Below are 16,512 nucleotides of genomic sequence, written 5' to 3'. Positions count from 1 at the left end.
ATACTAATGAAAAGGGAGCGATTTTATGTTTTCTATTTTTAAAAAAAATAATTTTACCTCTGTAAGTGTCCATGATTTAGATGATAAGCTTGGAAAAGTAAATTTAATAGATATAAGAGAACCATATGAGTATAAGTCTGGACATATACCAACAGCTAAAAATGTGCCAATGGAGACTATTTTAATTCATCCAGAGAAATATATGAATAAAGATAAGGAATATTATGTAGTTTGTCAGTCAGGTGGAAGAAGCTCAAGAGCATGTAGAGAATTAAGTAATAAAGGATATAAGGTGGTTAATATTTCTGGGGGAACAGGAAGCTACATAAAACCATTATCAAGATAGGAGGCAGCAAGATGAAAAAGGTTGTTCAATTTAAAAGGCAAGGTTATAATTGTGCAGAATCTATTATAAAGACTATAGATGAAGAAAAAGGAATGAATATTCCAGTGTGTATGGCAACACCCTTTGGAAGTGGTATGTCAGTAGGAGGAACCTGTGGAGCTATTACAGGAGCGCTGATGGTAATAGGTGCTGCTAAGGGTAGAAAGTCAGGTGAGGAAGAAATTAGAACGAGAAAATTAAGCAGAGAAATAATAAATCAGATTAAAGAAAAGTATGGAACCACCCAGTGTATAGAATTAAAAAAGAAGGGTGTAACCTGCGACGAAATAATAGAATTTAGTTACGATATTTTAGATAAGAATATATAATGTAATTGGGGGTAGTTTTTATGAGTTCAATTTTGAACAAAAAAAATTTTGAAGCTATAAGTGCCCATGATCTTCAGGATAAATTGGGTAATATTCATATAATAGATGTAAGAGAAAATGAAGAATTTGAAGAAGGGCATATACCAACAGCAAAAAATATACCCATGGATTCTCTTTTAGCAGCTCCAAAAAAATATATCAGTAAAGATGATAAATATTATATAGTTTGTGAGCTTGGAGTAAAAAGTAAAGAGACCTGTGAAAAGCTAAGTAGTGAAGGGTATAATGTAGTGAATATTTATGATGGCTTTGATAATTATGAAGATCCGGTTCAAAGATAGAAATATTAAGGTAAGCTACTAGGCTAAAAATGGTAGCTTACCTTTTAATTATATAGGCTAATCTATCTTCTTTAAAGTGGCTTTACAATTATTTCCACCATTAAGTTCATTTCTATATTCTATAGTTTCGATATCGCAATCAGGTCCTATGGTGATATTATTACCTCTAACTATTTTTGCAGATGTATGCTCAAGATAAATATTATCACCTTCTATTATGCTAACCATTAACTTTGATTGAGAGAAAAAGAGATTCATTAATTCGTGTATAAAATGTCCACTACCTAATTTTACTTTTATATTTTCTCCGCCTATATCCTTTGCACTACATCTCCCATACATTTCTATATCTACATCACCAGCATTCAAAAGACCTCCTATTTTAAAGCTTCCTCGTGCGTGAAAGTGTTCTGCTTCACAGTCCTGATCTATAGAACTTGAACCTGATATTTCAATACTATCGGTGTTAACACTTCCATCTATATGAGTTGAACCGCTAATATTAGTTCTCTTAGCAGAAAGGTTTCCAAGTACATGAGAAGAGCCACTTATAATGAAATCTTCAGTAGCGATATCTCCATAAACTTTAGTTGAGCCGCTAATTTTAAATTCTTTTGTATTGATATTTCCGTTAGCAGTAGAAGAACCAGAACATCTATAGGAGTTACATTCTATATTCCCATCTATTTTAGCAGAACCGCTAATTTTTACATTATCGTATTTTCCTCCACCAATTGTTCCACTTCCGGATATTTTTGCATCAGATAAATTTTGTTCCATTTTAAAAATCTCCTTTATTATAATGATAATTTTGATTTTAAATCTTCTGTGCATTCACCTGCATTAACCTTTAATACTAGTGAAGCTTTTGATTCAATGTAAAGTTCGTTTGGTATTAGCATTAAAAAACACATTGCAACTCCAAGTTTTCTTATTAATACAACATCGCAGTATCTACCATCAAAATTTTTATAGTTTTCTTCTAAAGTATTTAATATGAGAGAGCCTTCCTCAAGGCTTATTAACCCTGAAATTAAGAACTTATCTACTATAGTCATAAAAAGTAATTCATTAAAAGAGAACTTTTCTATTTTAGGGTAAATATTATTATATAAATTCAAGATACTTTGTGAAACAATGTTTTGTTGCAGTACATCTTTTTTTTCCAAAGAAATATTCGAAAGATTAGGTGAAAATATATTTGCAAGCTCATCTAAGGATATATCATCCTTAAAGGTTTTAATTTTCTCTATTCGAGACAAGATTTCTTCTTTAGGAAAAAAGGTTTCTTGACCAGTAAAACTAGATTTTTTTATAAACCATTGTTCTGGTATAAGTTTTTTTCTTTTCCACCTGTAAAGTTGACCATAAGATATACCGGTTATTTCAAGAAGTTCCTTTTTAGAAATTAAGTTAGTTTCCTCCATAAAAATTTCCTCCAGTTGTACGTTTATGTATAAAGTATAACATAACATTGTTACGTTTGCAAGAGGGCAAAAAAATACTCCTTAAACTCTATATATAATTCAAAGAGTATTTTTTATAAATTATAGGAACAAACTATTTGGCAAAGTTTCTCCAAAAATATTTACTAGTAACACTAGTCCTTGTTTGTATGAAATCTTTACTAAAATCGTATATTTCTTTAAGTGATTTTAAATCCTTAATATCAAAGTAAAAGTCTAATAGTTTAAACATGAGTTTAGAGTTCAAATTATTATCTTTAGTGGTAGTTATAAAAAATTCTTTTTTTATAGTTTCGACTTTATTAGGCGCTTTTAACATAGTATAAATGTCTAATAATTCTTCATAAATATCATTTACAAGATAATAAGAGGTATTACGTTTAGCTATATTTAGAGATTTTAGGCCATATACTTCTGCATCCTTTGTATATCCTAACTTTTTTAAAACTTTGCTTATTTCAAGATATGTGGAGGGCAGCAAAGTAGAATTTTCACTTAAATTATTTATATTTTCAAATATAGTATTTAAAATTATTTTTACTGTCTCAAAGTCTAAATTTTCCACGTAAATATCGGCAGAATTAACTAATATAAATAAATATTTTTCATAATCTGTTTTGTCTATTAGGGTAAGAAGCTTATTATATACATCCAAACTTTTTTGATATTCCTTCATCCATTGATAACAAATAGCTTTTTGAATAAGAACCTCATAGTACTTATTCTGATCTATATTTTTTATTATGCCTTCTACTTTATTGAGTCTATTAAGGGCTACGTCATATTTCTCCAATTGGCCATAACATAAAGAACTGTTAAAAAGAAAAATACATTTGTAATCATCATCCATATCTTTAAATTGCTTTAATGCAAATTCACAACAATCTATATCGTCTTGGTATTTTCTCATATAATAGTAGGTCATGGATAATTTTCTTAGTATGTGAATAAAGTTGTCAGTGTATATATTCACATCAATTAAAGCCTTCGCCTTCTCATAATAGAGTGAAGCGTTATAAAAGTCATTTATTCCAGAAAAATAGTCACCAGCAAGTTCGAAGATAGAAATTTTTTTTTCTTTAAAATCCCAAGTAACTAGAAAAGCTTCTATTTCCTTTAACTTATTTATAAAGGTAGGATCCTTATAAACGCTTAAATCTTTTAAATCACTTATGTATTTATTAAGAATCTTTTTTGCTTGGGAACTTTCATCCTCTAATAAATAATCTATATTTTCATCAACCTTAATTTTCTTTTTGTTACAAATTTTCATTAGATTTTTAAGCATTATTTCAGCTGAACTTCTGGTTAAATTTGCTTTATTATGTTCTATTTGACTTATTAAATTTCTGGTTATTTCATTTCCAGCTAAGTCTTCCTGACTTAATCCATATTTGTCTCTTATATTTTTCAGTTTATTAGCTACTGACATTATTTTGTAACTTACCATAAAAAATCTCCTTAGTGTAAAAAAAATTTATTACATTGATTATAGCACTAAAACCGCTAAAGTACTACTATTGCAGTTATAAAAGAGTACAACTTTTTTATATAAAAAATCTTGTAAATATACATAAATCGTCTGATAGGATAAAGGTGTTAAAGAGTTTATAGTCATATAATGTCACATTTAATCCTGTGCATAATTTAGGCAATATTATAGTTATATTGGTTGCTAAATAATTCATTAAAATTGAAAAGAAAATGAGTTGAAATTTTAATAAAAAAATAAAAGTTTACAAATTGTTAAATTGACTATTTAAATTAAAAAGTTATATACTATATTAGATACATGGATGGCCAATGTTTTCCAGTAAAGTATGTAAAAATAGTTTCTGGTACATAAGCTACCGATGCTTTGGTAGGTATATAGTGCTATAGAATCCTAGCATTGTATATATAAAATGTGAAAATTAATAGCTTTTTGATTTTTTTAATAGGCTATGGTTACGGAAAAATATATAGACTGGTCTAAATAAAGTGCGATTTAAAAATTTTGTACTGCATTAGCCGAACATAAAGTATTAAAAAATTTTATACGCTGAAGGGAGAAAAAATCATGAAAGTTTTAGGTATAAGCTGTGGTAGAAAAATGGGTAACAGTGAGGTGCTTTTAAAAGAGGCACTTATGGGAGCTGAAGAGTTAGGTGCTGAGGTAGAATTAGTAAGACTTGGAGATTTAAATTTAAAGCCTTGTACTGGATGTAATGCCTGTGTTGTAAGTATGTTTGAAAAAGGTGGCGCAGGAGAATGTGTAATGAAAAATGATGATTTTTCATTTATTGATGAAAAGATAATGGAATGTGATGGATTAATCGTTTCTTCACCAATATATGAAAAGAGTCCAAGCGGTCAATTAAAAATACTTAATGATAGAATGGGGCCTTCTCATGATACTGCATTTAGAACTATAGCGAAAAAAATCAGAGAAGAAAAAAATATAACCACAGGAAAGGGACCAGATGAAAGATCCTTTAAGAGAAGAACTGCGGCTTTAATAGCTGTTGGAGGCAGTGAATGGGATACGTTAGCTCTTCCAATGATGCATCTTTTTACGCTTTCTATGCAAATTAGTGTTGTAAACAAAATGTTAGTTAATTGGACTGGACTTCCAGGTTCTGTAGCATTTAAGGAAGATGAGCTTAAAAAAGCAAGAGAAGCTGGACGTAATGTTGTAGAAAATCTTAATAGACCAGTTGATGAAGAGACATATGTAGGCGATGAGGGTGTTTGCCCAATGTGTCATTCTAAATTAATTGAAATAAGAGATAAAGATAAAAACTATCCAGCAGTTTGTGGTATTTGTGGAGTAAGAGGAACATTAAATGTAGTAAATGGAAGGGTAAAATTTGAAATAGCAGAGAAGGATAAAGCTCATTCACATGTGCTTATGTCAGGAAAATTTGAGCACGTAGATGAATTAAAGAACGTATCTTTAAAACCTAATCCAAAAGCACAGGAGCTTCCAGGGATGTTAAAGAAGTATAGAGAATACTTAACATATTCAAAGCCAGAAAGATAAGGTTATGGTAAAAAGTGGGGATAATTCCTCACTTTTTATTTAAATTGAAAATGTTCATAATTAAAGCCTTTGATTTTAAAATTGCTCTTTTTAAATTCCTTCTTTAGTTTTTTTCTCATTGGTTTAGGTCCACAAAAATATATGGTGTACTCCTCATTTTTATTTGTAATATATTTATCAAAGTCTTGAATACCTAAAAAACCAGTTTTAGAGCTATTAAACAAATGAACTTTTAAATTAGATTGATTTATAGCTTCAAATTCATCAGTGTAGGCACCTTCACTTTTATTATTGTAAGCATAAAATAAGTCAACGGTGTAATCAGAAGGAATTTGTGACTGAATAAAGCTTCTAAAAGGAGTTATTCCTATACCACCAGCAATCCATATTTGATGTTTCTTGCCGGATTTATAGTCGAACCTTCCGTTAGGGCCAGCCAAAGATAAAATATCACCTGTCTTTAAATTATTATCCTTTAAGATCTTTGTATGATCACCTAAAACTTTTATAGAAAATTGAATTTCATTAGAACTGTAATTACTTATAGTAAAAGGGTGGGACGGAAAAAGCCCACTTTTATTAAGTACTTTAAGAAAAGCAAATTGTCCTGGCTTATAATTCAATTTATTGTGAATTGCAGCAGCAGTAATCTCTAAAGTATCTATAGCAACCTCTCTAAGGTTTGTGATTTTATACTTATGTCTAAAAGCAATAAATTCATATAAGAAGATACTGTATATACCAGAAAGCACTCCTATTAAGTTAAATAAATTCATCCATAAGCTAAAGGTGGTTAAAGCAAAAACAGAATAGCTAGAGGACAAGTAGTAATGAACTACACCAAGAGCATAAGGAATTATTATTATTGTATGAAAGAGCTTCCATTTCTCGTATTCCATTTTATAAAGAATGAGAAAAAGTATTACTAAGGCCGTAAAAAGATACAAGCTTAGGGTTCCCAGCTGTTTTGCAGAAAAAAACATACCACCAGAGGGTCTTCCTTTAGGTTCAAAAGCCATAAAGACAAAGGCTTCTGGTCTGCCATAGCCTCCTTTTAAGGTGAAATTGTGTAACCAAATAAGAACTATGCCTAAGATACTAAGATATTTGTGATATATGTAGGCAGTATCCAGTCCGGCAAAAATAAAATCTACACAGCGATTTCTTGTACTAATGAAGTTTATTATGGCAAAAGCTATTAAAGCTAAAGAACTTATAAGTTCAGAGTATTGCCTTAAAGAAAGAGTAGTTCCAGTTGGCTTTTGAAAAAACCACCACATACAGGTTAAAAGAAAACTTATTAAAACGAAAATCAATCCGCTATATTTTTTCATACCTATTTTTCCTTTCTGCGTATAAGTCTTAAATTAGGTATTTGCAAAAAGGAGACAATTTATGTAGGTAAAAAAATAGCAGCTCACATTATGAACTGCTATTTTTTATATATGCACTATATTGCTAGAGTTTTCAAAAATATTCATTATTTGATTTTCAAATTCTGCCTCGGAGTTTTTTATTATTTTCCTATAATTATTAAAATTCATGCTTTCAGTTGAGAAATTTTGGGTGCAGCTATTTATTTTGTTTAATATAGCAGGGATATTTTCTTCACTGTCTTCAAATTTAAAGGAAGCATCAATAGGAACATCCTCAAAATAATTTGCAGAGCCTCTTTTGTCAGTTATAACACAGCAGCCACAAATGGCAGCTTCTCTTGGAATTCTATCCTTTCCAGGATGATTTCCAAAATCTATATAAACCTTTGCTTTTCTTAATAGAGTAATTACTTCATCTCTAGTCATGTTTATAATAGGCTTCCAGTTTATGGAGTTCCCTGCCTTTATAAGTTTTTCAGTAAATTCCAGTCCCTTTTTAGGGTTATAAACTACAATATTTTCTCTATTTTTAAGGTTAAGGCTGGAGTTTTTTTCAATAAAATCTCTATTTAAATAATCGGATAAATAATATATATTTGTAATACCTTCCTTTTTTAAAGTATCAATAATATATTGACACTGTGCAAGGTGTAGTACATCCTTATCTTTAAAGTCAAAATATTTAAAATCCTGAATAAAAGCTTTAAGTTTGGGATTGTCTCTATTTTTTTCTAAGAGTTCTATTGAAGCATAATAATTATCTATACTTAACCACCATATGGCTTTTCTAATGTTTTTATATTTGTACAAAAACATAGTCATAACTTCGGGGACTATAAGTAGGTTATTTGGATCATCTTCAATTTCAGTAACACAGCTTATATTATATTTTTTATACTCATCGGGTACTGGATCTTCTGTAGTTTCTCCCACATAAAACATATATGCGTTTAATCCTAATTTATTAAGCTTGTATACAAATTGATGCAAGAGTTCAATACCTCCAGTTGTATATTTTGCTATACAAACAACAAAGATTTTTGAATCCCTAAACATTTCTATCATAGAAAGACCCCCCACATATAGGTTATAGTGTAAGTATTTTTTGCACTATATAAATGCATATAATACTTACACTTTATTTTATATATAACTATATTCGGATTTTAAATTTAATATTTCCTCACAAGCTTTTTTATAACCGCCACTTTCTCTAAAGGAATTATTTATTTTTCTTATATTCTCAAGGTAGTTTTGGTCATTCATAACTTTAAATACGGAGTCTCTTAAAAGTTCTGGAGTAAGCTTGTCATTATCAAGGCTAATACAAGCGTTTAGTTCGCTGCATCTTGATGCCATGTAAGGTTGATCTGCACCTAAAGGAATTGCCACAAAAGGAATAGAGTTAAATAATAAATCGTTTGTGCTATTCATTCCTGAATGAGTTACAGCAGCATTAGCATATTTTAAAATTTCCGTTTGAGATATATAATTTCTGATTACAAAGTTTTTTGGTATATCAAATTTTGATAAATCTACCTTATAAGCAGTCATAACTACTACTACATCTTCGTCCTTAAAGGCATTAAAAAATATATCGTATAGAGAGACATCATAATTACTGAAAACTGTTCCTAAAGAGATATAAATTACTTTTTTATTTTTAATTTCAGCATAAGGGAAATCAGATAAATCTTCAGTTCGGTCGTATATAGGAGGACCTATAAATTTAAAGCTGTCATCATAATACTCAGGGTGCTTAATGAAATATTTAGAGGTATATGCAAAGTTTATATCCCCCCTATTAAAGAATAACTCTATAAGATCTGGAAGATTAATATCATATTTTTCTTTTAGTTTATATTTAAGTTCAGTGTGAGATTTAACTGCTGGAGAATTTTTAAGGTCTTCAAGATTTATTCCATTGAGGTTTTTTGGAAGCATTTCCTTTGGGGTAGCAAAAATAGCAAAGGATGAAAATGAAGGTATTTTGAGAATTTGAGCTATCAAATTACCAAAAGGGCAAGCTGCCGCATAACCTATATAATCAAATTGAATGCCTTCTATTTCTTTTAGTACAATTTCTATTGCATTTTCACAAGTGCGAAGGGTTTCCATAAATATTTTTGTTAGAGATTCCAAGGTCATACTTAAATTGGTTTTAGTACGATTCTTTGAATAGTCCATTACTTTGCCGTAATCTTTAAAAGTGGCACCTGTTTTTTCTATTCTTTCTTTAAATTCTTCCGTACAGAAGTAGGTTACTTCTTGTCCATTTTTAACTAATTCACTTATTATGCCTAAACTTGGGTTTACATGTCCATAAGCGGGGATACCCAAAAATAGTATTTTTCCCATATTAATCACGTCCTTTTAAATTTTACATTGATATAATTATACTAGTGGGTTCAAAAAATGTTCATATTTTATATTTTTAGCATTTGTTGCTTTTAAAATATATTTAAATTATAATTTCTTATAAATGAGTATTCAATCATTAAAATTAAAAAAAATGCTTAATAACCAACAAATTATAATAAATATGTTGGTTATTTTGGAGGAAATTCAATGAAGAGTAAAAGAGAAGACAGAAGAATTAAGTATACAAAGAGGGTTATAAAGCAAAGTTTGATTGACCTCTTAAAAAATAGACCGATTGATAAGGTTACTGTTACAGATATATGTAAAACGGCAGATATAAATAGAAGTACTTTTTATACCCATTATTCCAATCCATATAATTTACTTGAATCAATAGAAAATGAATTGTTTGAGAAAGTTAAGAAATCAATAGGAACTAATGAAATAGAAACAACTGTAAATGAAATATTTAATGCCATTGCTAATAATAAGGAGCTTTTTAAGGTGCTGTTTAGTTCACATAAGGACTATAGATTCTTAATTAAATTTTTTGGTACTCTATATAATAATTCAATAGAAACTTTCAAATCATATTTTAATGTTGAATGCGGAATAGATTTAGAGTATTTATATAGATATATAATAACTGGTAGTGCAGCCATAAGTTATACGTGGATTAAAAATGGACTAAAAGAAAGCCCAGATGAAATGGGCTCTCTTGTCAATAAATTAATAAGGCATACTATGGACTTTAAAGAATAATGACTAAAGCTTTATTTCTAAGCCATCATAACCAGCTAAAGTATTGTTAAAAATAGCGTTTGAGGCGAGTGCAGCCTCAATTCTTTCTTCCATAGACGAATATCTATTAGCATCAAAATGCGTCAAAATTAATTTAGTTGCACAAGCTTCTTTTGCGATTTTAGCTGCTAGCTCTGGGTTTAAGTGAATAGAAGCATCAGTGGTTTCTTGTGATTTCATACTACATTCAGAGATTAGTAAATCAGCATTTTTGGCTAGTTTTACGGCATTAAAACAATAACTTGTATCCGTAGAGTAAGTTATAATTTTATCTCCTATTTCAAGTCGTATTCCCAAGGTATAAGAACTGTGAGATAAAGGCAAAAAAGTTACGTTAAAGGGAAAGGGATAAGATAAATTAGGAACTTCAATTATTTCTGTATTAAAAGGAAGCTTTTTTAAAGGAACGGTAAAGGGAGCGTTCATAAAGTTTTTAAGTATTTCTTCTCCTCCCTTTTGTAGCATAATATATAATCCTTTAGAAAAATTATTTAAAAGTAAGGTATGTAAACCTGATATGTGATCAATATGAAAATGACTTAAAAAAAGATATACGGGCTTGTCACAATTAGTGTATTTTTTTAATTTTGAAATACCATTTCCCGCATCTAAAACTATGTAGTAATCATTATGTTCAATTAGTATAGAGGGAGTACTTCCTGTAATTGAATCGAACCATCCATTTGTACCTAAAAGAGTTATTTTTAACATCCCAAAGACCTCCTTAGTGTTATTAACTTAATAAGTATATTATACCAATAATGTAATAGTATACAATATACCTCTTAAAATGAATTAAAAAAACAATAGAAGTCAAACTATAAATAAAAATGTAAAATAAACGATAATATTGTAGAAGAAATAGACTTTTAACATTAGAAGAAATAGATTAAACTAATAGATAACGCAGGAGGAACATTTTAAATGATATCAATACAGGGTATAGAGTATATAAAGAGTATTTGTGAATCACAGGCAGATGAAATACCTGGTGGAGTCATATATTTAATTAGTGATGGTGATACCTTTACTTGGAGAAAGGCATCTAAAAGTTTTAGAGCAGACATATTTAAGATTGGAGAGAAACTAAATCCTAAAAGTGTTACTCTTAGAGCTATACATGAAAATAGAAAATTAACGGAAAATATTCCTCGTTCATTATATGGTGTTAGGCTTAAGGCAGTAGCTGAGCCAATAGTAGATGAAGAAGGAAGGGCTGTAGGAGCATTTTCTATTGCGTTTCCTGTTGAGCATGCAATGATAAAGGCCTTTAAAGATTTTGCACCAGTATTATCTGAGATGTTTTCTGATGGGGTAGTGCTATTTACAACGGATTTAGACAAATTTATATCAGTACAAACTTCTAATAATTTTAAATTGCCATTAGTACCAGGAGAAAAATTTAAGAGTAATACTACACCGGATAAGGTTGTAATGACAAAATCAGCAGTTGCAATTGAGTATGATGCTTCTATTTATGGTACTCCCGTATTTGCTGTATGTCATCCTGTGTTTGAGGAAGGTACAGGAGAGCTTGTAGGAACTTTTGGACTTATGATACCTAAAACTGCAGCAAATATGTTAAAAGATTCTTCAAAAAACCTGGAGGATAGTATAACTGAAATAGTAGCGACTATTGAAGAATTGGCAGCTTCATCAGCAAGTATACATTCGAATGAAAAGGAACTAAATAATACTATTGGAGATATAGCAGAATTATCCTCTGAAATTAATAATGTTACAACATTTATAAAAGAAATAGCAGATCAAACAAAGATGCTTGGATTAAATGCATCCATTGAGGCAGCAAGAGCAGGAGAATTAGGAAAGGGCTTTGGAGTTGTAGCTGCTGAAATAAGAAAATTATCCGAGGAATCAAAAAGTACTGTTCCTAAAATAAAGGAATTGACAGATAAAATAATATCAAAAGTAGATGAGTGTAATGAAAAGAGTAAAAATTCTTTATCATCAAGCAAGGAACAAGCTGCTGCCACGGAAGAAATTACAGCAAGTGTACAAGAAATTAATTCTATGGCAGAGACATTAAATGAGATTGCCAATAAACTGTAATTCTTAAAAATTATATTATATAAAGCTACCTTAAAATTAAATGATTTTGAGGCGGCTTTTTTGTCATTGGCTCCCTAGTGTTAAGGGATTTATAAATTTCAAGCTTGATTAATTTTATCTTTATAACTGTTTCCCCAAGACCACATAGAATCAAGAATTGGTTTAAGACTTTTACCAAGGCTTGTAAGGGAATATTCAACTCTTGGAGGAACTTCAGCATAAGCTTTTCTCAGTACAAGACCATCTTTTTCCATGGCTTTTAGCTGCTGAGTTAAAACCTTTTGGCTTATAGAGCCAATAGATTTTTTTAGTTCACCAAATCTTTTAGTTCCCTCCATAAGATCTCTCAATATTAAAACTTTCCATTTTTCACCGATAAGAAGAAGTGTGGTTTCAACTGGACATGCAGGTAATTCTTTTTGCATAAAAATCATCTCCAATTCAATAGTTACTTTTAGTTATCTACAGTCTATTAGATACTAATAAGGTAATTATATATTATTTATTATAATAAAACAAATACATACGGTGGGAAGCTAAATTAAAATTATAGCAATGGCTTAGGAAAATGATTATTGTGGAGATTGGCTTTATAACCTCAAATTGTAATATATGGTATAATATCATTAATACTTTGTTAGGAGTAAACAGTAGATGAAAAAAAACAAAAATTTAATAAGTTACTTATTAGGCAGACTTATATCACTTCTAGGTAGTGGTATACAAACTGTAGCACTACCACTATATATATTAGATGCAACAGGTTCAGGGACCTTAATGGGAGTATTTTCAGTATTTACTTTTTTACCAGCGATTATAGCTTCTACTTTTTCTGGAATTGTTGGAGATAGAAAAAACAGAAAAAATGTAATGATAGCAATGGACCTTGGACGAGGTATCATGATATGCTTTCTTGCAATGCTTGCAACCTATAAAGTATTTAATATATACATATTATTTATAATGCAAGTATTTATATCTATAATGGATAATATGTTTAATAGCTCTTCAAGTGCTATATTACCAGAGTTAATAGATAAAAATGAATTAATAGAAGCCAATTCTTCAAAGGGAGGACTTGATGCAATTGCTAATATTCTGGGACCAGCTTTAGGGGGCATAATCTATGGAATATGGGGAATAAAAATGGTGTTTTATATAAATGCAGCATCCTTCCTACTTTCTGCCTTAAGTTCTTTGTTTATTAAGTATAAAAAGAAAATGATAAAAAAAGAGAAGATAAATGCAAAAATATTTTTTAAAGAAAATTACGAGGTCATAGAATTTATAAAGGAAAGAAAAGGACTACTTCAATTGTGCAGCCTTGCTATGCTGTCAAACTTTTTCTTAAGTCCTATGTTTGATATAGTTGTACCCTATGCATTAAAAAGAGGAATTCATTTTAGCTCACAGCATTACGGATACATAGTTGCTGCATATACTGTGGGGATTCTTTTAGGTAATTTGGCTATTTCTGCTTATTTTAAAAGGTTTAGCTTAAAGTGGCTTATGAAGTTTGGGTTAATACTTGAAAGTAGTATAGGTATAATTAGTTGCTTGTTCTTTTATCCTCAAATAGTTAGTAGGTTTAATGGTTCGAGTTTTATATTATTTATATCTATAGCAGCAAGTTTTATTATAGAAGGATTTTCAAATGCTTTTGTAAATACACCAATTATGACAAATATGCAAAATTTAGTTCCTGATAAAATGTTATCTAGATTTTTTTCTTTTCTTTATATTTTTACTCAGAGTGCTATACCAATAGGAGCAATTTTATATGGTGTGTTACTTGATAGAATGAAATACTTCTATATTTTAACTTTAGGAAATATTTTGGCTGCGTTAATTGCCATAATATTTTTAACAAAAGCCTGCGATGAAGCTTATGAGGCAAAGGAAAACAGTGTGAATTTTTAATTAAGGAGAGATAAGTATGGGTGTTATTGTAGAAACAAAATATGGTAAAGTAGAAGGCTTTGAAGAAAATGGTATAAATAAATGGTTTGGAGTGCCCTATGCAAAGGCTCCAGTAGGCGAACTTAGATTTAAAAGAGCGGTTGAAAGCACACCTTGGACGGGGATTTGCCAAGCGAAAAAACAAGGAAATATACCCTATCAATTTAATAATTTAGAGATAAAGGATTACGAAAGTGAAGATTGCTTATACATGAATATTTGGGCAAAAGCTGCCGGTAAAAATATGCCAGTGTTTGTCTGGATCTATGGAGGAAGCTATGCTTTTGGTTCTTGTTCTGATCCTACTTATGATGGAACGAATTTTGCAAAGGAAGGCGTAGTTTATGTTGCATTCAATTATAGGTTGGGGGCTTTTGGCTTTTATGATTTTACTATGTATGATAAAAGTTTTCATTCCAACTGTGGTTTATCAGATCAAATAATGGCGCTAAGATGGATAAAAGAGAACATAGAAGCTTTTGGTGGAGATAAAGATAATATTACAATTGCAGGAGAATCAGCTGGTGGAGCAGCTATTATAAATTTACTAGCATCACCAAAGACTAAAGGGTTATTTAATAAAGCTATAGCTGAAAGTCCTTCTGTAGGTTGTGTTCTAAGCCATAATACGGCTAAATTAAATACAGATATATGCCTAGAGAAATTGGGTATAAAAGCAAATGAAGTATATAAGTTAAAAACAATAGAACCTTTAGATATGAAAAAAGGTATTCTCATTGTAAGAGATGAAATTGTAAAGAGATATCCCGGAATGTATGTACAGGGTGTTGTAATTGATGACTTACTGCCGGATTTTCCGTGGAAGCTTATGGAAAAGGGCAGCGCAGAAGGTGTTAAACTTATAATAGGAACTAATCATAACGAAGGGACTTTATTTGTTAATAGTGGTTACTCTATGTTTCCTAAAGGTTTTAAAGATATAGAAGAGATGCTTAGAAATAATGATTATATTGATAAATTACCTGAAATATATAAGTTATATGATAAATTTGAAGGTGAGATGTCTAAGCTTCAAGAAATACTTAAGGATAAAGCTTTTTTAGTAGATTCTATAAAGGTTGCAGAGATTCAGAGTGTAAAAAATGATACTTATATGTATCGCTTTGACTATGTACCTAAAGGAGCAGAAATAGGTGGTTATGGTGCAGCACATGCAATCGAAGTTCCAATAGCTTTAAATACTAAAATAGAAGGTTTTCTTGCAGTTTTTTGGAAAGGCGTACCTGAAAATATTATTGAAAAGCTTAAAAATAATATTAATGGAGCTTGGCTTAATTTCGTGAAAACAGGAAATCCTAATGGTAATCTCCCCGTTGAGTGGAAGAAATATGATTCGAAAAATAGAAGTACTTTTATTTTTGATGAGATAAATAGTATAGAAAATAATCCAGCAAAAGAAGTTTATGATTTTTGGAAGGACATGGAGTTTTACAGAAATTTATAGAAAGTTAAGCTGCAAAGATTATTTTCTCTGCAGCTTTTTGTCTATATAGAACTTAAAAATTTATCAAAGCATGTATAAAATTCTTCTTTATTTGATAGATGAACATTGTGATCCTTATTAGACATTTCAAAAGCTAAATGATTTTTAAGACAAGCTTCCATTCTTTTAAAATCTTCGTTAGGTATACCTTCATGACTACTGGAGCGAACTATCATAGTTAAACATTTTATTCTTGAAAGGATATCCCAAAAATCCAAGCTATTTAAGAAAATACTAGCCATAGCTTTAGAATCAAACATCATTTTATAGCCAGAGGAAGTTTCCATTAGGCTATTCATGAAATAGGTATATTCCAAATCTGAACATGAAGCACTTTTGATAAAGGAAGTAGCTTCGGTTAAAGTAGCAAAGGGTAGTGGCCAATTTCCTGTTAATGGATCTATTAAAGTATTTCTATCTATGGATAGTTTATTTGTAGCATTAAGATTTGTGGGAGATTTATCAAGTATTGCTAGTGCTTTTATATATTCAGGATAGTTTGCCGCTAAGTAGGCAGCAATACCTCCACCCATAGAGTGCCCTACTAAAATTGCAGCTTGAAGCTTTAAGGCTTTTAAAAGTTCAACTATATCTTCAGCCATAATTTTTATAGTGTAAGGTTCCTTTGGTTTACTAGTTAATCCATGGCCTCTTTGATCTGGTGAAATAATCCTATATTTTGTTCCATAATTTTGGATAAAAGCTTGCCAGGTTTCAGCACGCCCATACATACCATGAAGACAAATTATAGCTGTTTTTTCAGTTCTAGTATCAAGGTAGAACATATCAATATTTCTTAGCTTTAAGGTGTTTCTAAAAATCTTTATTTTTTCCATAAGTAAATCTCCTTTTGCTAAATTAGTTTTATATCAAACAATTCGAATAAAATTATATAACA

Annotated in this window: 17 protein-coding genes; 8 read left to right on the top strand and 9 right to left on the bottom strand. The window is 30.1% G+C overall.

The window, feature by feature from the left end:
- The first annotated feature begins 25 nt into the window (after positions 1-25).
- From CLFE_RS23755 to CLFE_RS23745, 3 genes are read left to right on the top strand one after another with little or no spacing between them, the layout of a single operon-like run.
- Positions 26-346, top strand: coding sequence for a rhodanese-like domain-containing protein (locus CLFE_RS23755; protein WP_077834760.1), 321 nt, complete (start codon positions 26-28; stop codon positions 344-346).
- Positions 347-357: 11 nt separating this feature from the next.
- Positions 358-714, top strand: coding sequence for a C-GCAxxG-C-C family (seleno)protein (locus CLFE_RS23750; RefSeq protein WP_077834761.1), 357 nt, complete (start codon positions 358-360; stop codon positions 712-714).
- Between the two features lie 20 nt (positions 715-734).
- Positions 735-1,055, top strand: coding sequence for a rhodanese-like domain-containing protein (locus tag CLFE_RS23745; RefSeq protein WP_077834762.1), 321 nt, complete (start codon positions 735-737; stop codon positions 1,053-1,055).
- Positions 1,056-1,112: 57 nt separating this feature from the next.
- Here CLFE_RS23745 and CLFE_RS23740 read toward each other — a convergent pair whose 3' ends face one another.
- From CLFE_RS23740 to CLFE_RS23730, 3 genes are all read right to left on the bottom strand, one after another.
- Positions 1,113-1,835, bottom strand: a complete 723-nt coding sequence (locus CLFE_RS23740) for a polymer-forming cytoskeletal protein (RefSeq protein WP_077893017.1) — start codon at positions 1,833-1,835, stop codon at positions 1,113-1,115.
- Between the two features lie 17 nt (positions 1,836-1,852).
- Positions 1,853-2,482, bottom strand: coding sequence for a transcriptional regulator Cap37 (gene cap37 / locus CLFE_RS23735; RefSeq protein WP_077893018.1), 630 nt, complete (start codon positions 2,480-2,482; stop codon positions 1,853-1,855).
- A gap of 133 nt (positions 2,483-2,615) precedes the next feature.
- Positions 2,616-3,971 carry a helix-turn-helix domain-containing protein gene (locus tag CLFE_RS23730; RefSeq protein ID WP_077893019.1) on the bottom strand — a complete coding sequence of 452 codons (1,356 nt, stop codon included), beginning with the start codon at positions 3,969-3,971 and terminating at the stop codon, positions 2,616-2,618.
- Positions 3,972-4,580: 609 nt separating this feature from the next.
- Here CLFE_RS23730 and CLFE_RS23725 point away from each other — a divergent pair.
- On the top strand, positions 4,581-5,543 hold the full coding sequence (locus tag CLFE_RS23725) for a flavodoxin family protein (protein WP_077852541.1): 963 nt from the start codon (positions 4,581-4,583) through the stop codon (positions 5,541-5,543).
- Positions 5,544-5,578: 35 nt separating this feature from the next.
- Here CLFE_RS23725 and CLFE_RS23720 read toward each other — a convergent pair whose 3' ends face one another.
- From CLFE_RS23720 to CLFE_RS23710, 3 genes are all read right to left on the bottom strand, one after another.
- Positions 5,579-6,877, bottom strand: a complete 1,299-nt coding sequence (locus CLFE_RS23720) for a ferredoxin reductase family protein (RefSeq protein ID WP_077893020.1) — start codon at positions 6,875-6,877, stop codon at positions 5,579-5,581.
- 105 nt (positions 6,878-6,982) lie between these two features.
- Positions 6,983-7,984, bottom strand: coding sequence for a hypothetical protein (locus tag CLFE_RS23715; protein ID WP_077834768.1), 1,002 nt, complete (start codon positions 7,982-7,984; stop codon positions 6,983-6,985).
- Between the two features lie 78 nt (positions 7,985-8,062).
- The gene (locus CLFE_RS23710; RefSeq protein WP_077893021.1) at positions 8,063-9,277 is read right to left on the bottom strand and encodes a macrolide family glycosyltransferase; all 1,215 of its coding nucleotides are present in this window, start codon (positions 9,275-9,277) and stop codon (positions 8,063-8,065) included.
- 210 nt (positions 9,278-9,487) lie between these two features.
- On the opposite strand from CLFE_RS23710, the gene CLFE_RS23705 reads away from it, so the two are divergent.
- Complete coding sequence (locus CLFE_RS23705) at positions 9,488-10,042, top strand: TetR/AcrR family transcriptional regulator (protein ID WP_077834770.1); 555 nt, start codon at positions 9,488-9,490, stop codon at positions 10,040-10,042.
- Between the two features lie 3 nt (positions 10,043-10,045).
- On the opposite strand, the gene CLFE_RS23700 is transcribed toward CLFE_RS23705, so the two are convergent.
- Entirely contained in the window at positions 10,046-10,792 is a 747-nt protein-coding gene (locus CLFE_RS23700) for an MBL fold metallo-hydrolase (protein WP_077893022.1), read from the bottom strand.
- Positions 10,793-11,005: 213 nt separating this feature from the next.
- Here CLFE_RS23700 and CLFE_RS24350 point away from each other — a divergent pair, with 213 nt between their 5' ends.
- Positions 11,006-12,151: a methyl-accepting chemotaxis protein gene (locus tag CLFE_RS24350; RefSeq protein ID WP_077893023.1), complete on the top strand. Its 1,146-nt coding sequence runs from the start codon at positions 11,006-11,008 to the stop codon at positions 12,149-12,151.
- A gap of 98 nt (positions 12,152-12,249) precedes the next feature.
- Here the strand turns inward: CLFE_RS24350 and CLFE_RS23690 are convergent, their stop codons facing one another.
- Positions 12,250-12,576 carry a winged helix-turn-helix transcriptional regulator gene (locus tag CLFE_RS23690; RefSeq protein ID WP_077893024.1) on the bottom strand — a complete coding sequence of 109 codons (327 nt, stop codon included), beginning with the start codon at positions 12,574-12,576 and terminating at the stop codon, positions 12,250-12,252.
- A gap of 229 nt (positions 12,577-12,805) precedes the next feature.
- On the opposite strand from CLFE_RS23690, the gene CLFE_RS23685 reads away from it, so the two are divergent.
- Both CLFE_RS23685 and CLFE_RS23680 read left to right on the top strand, forming a co-directional pair.
- The gene (locus tag CLFE_RS23685) at positions 12,806-14,071 is read left to right on the top strand and encodes an MFS transporter (protein WP_077893025.1); all 1,266 of its coding nucleotides are present in this window, start codon (positions 12,806-12,808) and stop codon (positions 14,069-14,071) included.
- 16 nt (positions 14,072-14,087) lie between these two features.
- On the top strand, positions 14,088-15,575 hold the full coding sequence (locus CLFE_RS23680) for a carboxylesterase/lipase family protein (RefSeq protein ID WP_077893026.1): 1,488 nt from the start codon (positions 14,088-14,090) through the stop codon (positions 15,573-15,575).
- A 41-nt stretch (positions 15,576-15,616) separates the two neighbouring features.
- Here CLFE_RS23680 and CLFE_RS23675 read toward each other — a convergent pair whose 3' ends face one another.
- Positions 15,617-16,450, bottom strand: a complete 834-nt coding sequence (locus CLFE_RS23675) for an alpha/beta fold hydrolase (RefSeq protein ID WP_077834776.1) — start codon at positions 16,448-16,450, stop codon at positions 15,617-15,619.
- Positions 16,451-16,512 lie beyond the last annotated feature (62 nt).

The sequence above is a fragment of the Clostridium felsineum DSM 794 genome, from assembly GCF_002006355.2.
In the GTDB taxonomy this organism is placed as follows: Bacteria; Bacillota; Clostridia; order Clostridiales; family Clostridiaceae; genus Clostridium_S; species Clostridium_S felsineum.
Note: the sequence above shows the minus strand (reverse complement) of the source record. Positions and strands in the feature narration are given on the sequence as shown.

Coding starts and splice junctions, on each gene's coding strand:
- CLFE_RS23715 (WP_077834768.1), bottom strand. CDS start 7,984: ATGATAGAAATGTTTAGGGATTCAAAAATCTTTGTTGTTTGTATAGCA.
- CLFE_RS23690 (WP_077893024.1), bottom strand. CDS start 12,576: ATGCAAAAAGAATTACCTGCATGTCCAGTTGAAACCACACTTCTTCTT.
- CLFE_RS23685 (WP_077893025.1), top strand. CDS start 12,806: ATGAAAAAAAACAAAAATTTAATAAGTTACTTATTAGGCAGACTTATA.
- CLFE_RS23750 (WP_077834761.1), top strand. CDS start 358: ATGAAAAAGGTTGTTCAATTTAAAAGGCAAGGTTATAATTGTGCAGAA.
- CLFE_RS23710 (WP_077893021.1), bottom strand. CDS start 9,277: ATGGGAAAAATACTATTTTTGGGTATCCCCGCTTATGGACATGTAAAC.
- CLFE_RS23725 (WP_077852541.1), top strand. CDS start 4,581: ATGAAAGTTTTAGGTATAAGCTGTGGTAGAAAAATGGGTAACAGTGAG.
- cap37 (WP_077893018.1), bottom strand. CDS start 2,482: ATGGAGGAAACTAACTTAATTTCTAAAAAGGAACTTCTTGAAATAACC.
- CLFE_RS23730 (WP_077893019.1), bottom strand. CDS start 3,971: ATGGTAAGTTACAAAATAATGTCAGTAGCTAATAAACTGAAAAATATA.
- CLFE_RS24350 (WP_077893023.1), top strand. CDS start 11,006: ATGATATCAATACAGGGTATAGAGTATATAAAGAGTATTTGTGAATCA.
- CLFE_RS23745 (WP_077834762.1), top strand. CDS start 735: ATGAGTTCAATTTTGAACAAAAAAAATTTTGAAGCTATAAGTGCCCAT.
- CLFE_RS23740 (WP_077893017.1), bottom strand. CDS start 1,835: ATGGAACAAAATTTATCTGATGCAAAAATATCCGGAAGTGGAACAATT.
- CLFE_RS23705 (WP_077834770.1), top strand. CDS start 9,488: ATGAAGAGTAAAAGAGAAGACAGAAGAATTAAGTATACAAAGAGGGTT.
- CLFE_RS23720 (WP_077893020.1), bottom strand. CDS start 6,877: ATGAAAAAATATAGCGGATTGATTTTCGTTTTAATAAGTTTTCTTTTA.
- CLFE_RS23700 (WP_077893022.1), bottom strand. CDS start 10,792: ATGTTAAAAATAACTCTTTTAGGTACAAATGGATGGTTCGATTCAATT.
- CLFE_RS23675 (WP_077834776.1), bottom strand. CDS start 16,450: ATGGAAAAAATAAAGATTTTTAGAAACACCTTAAAGCTAAGAAATATT.
- CLFE_RS23680 (WP_077893026.1), top strand. CDS start 14,088: ATGGGTGTTATTGTAGAAACAAAATATGGTAAAGTAGAAGGCTTTGAA.
- CLFE_RS23755 (WP_077834760.1), top strand. CDS start 26: ATGTTTTCTATTTTTAAAAAAAATAATTTTACCTCTGTAAGTGTCCAT.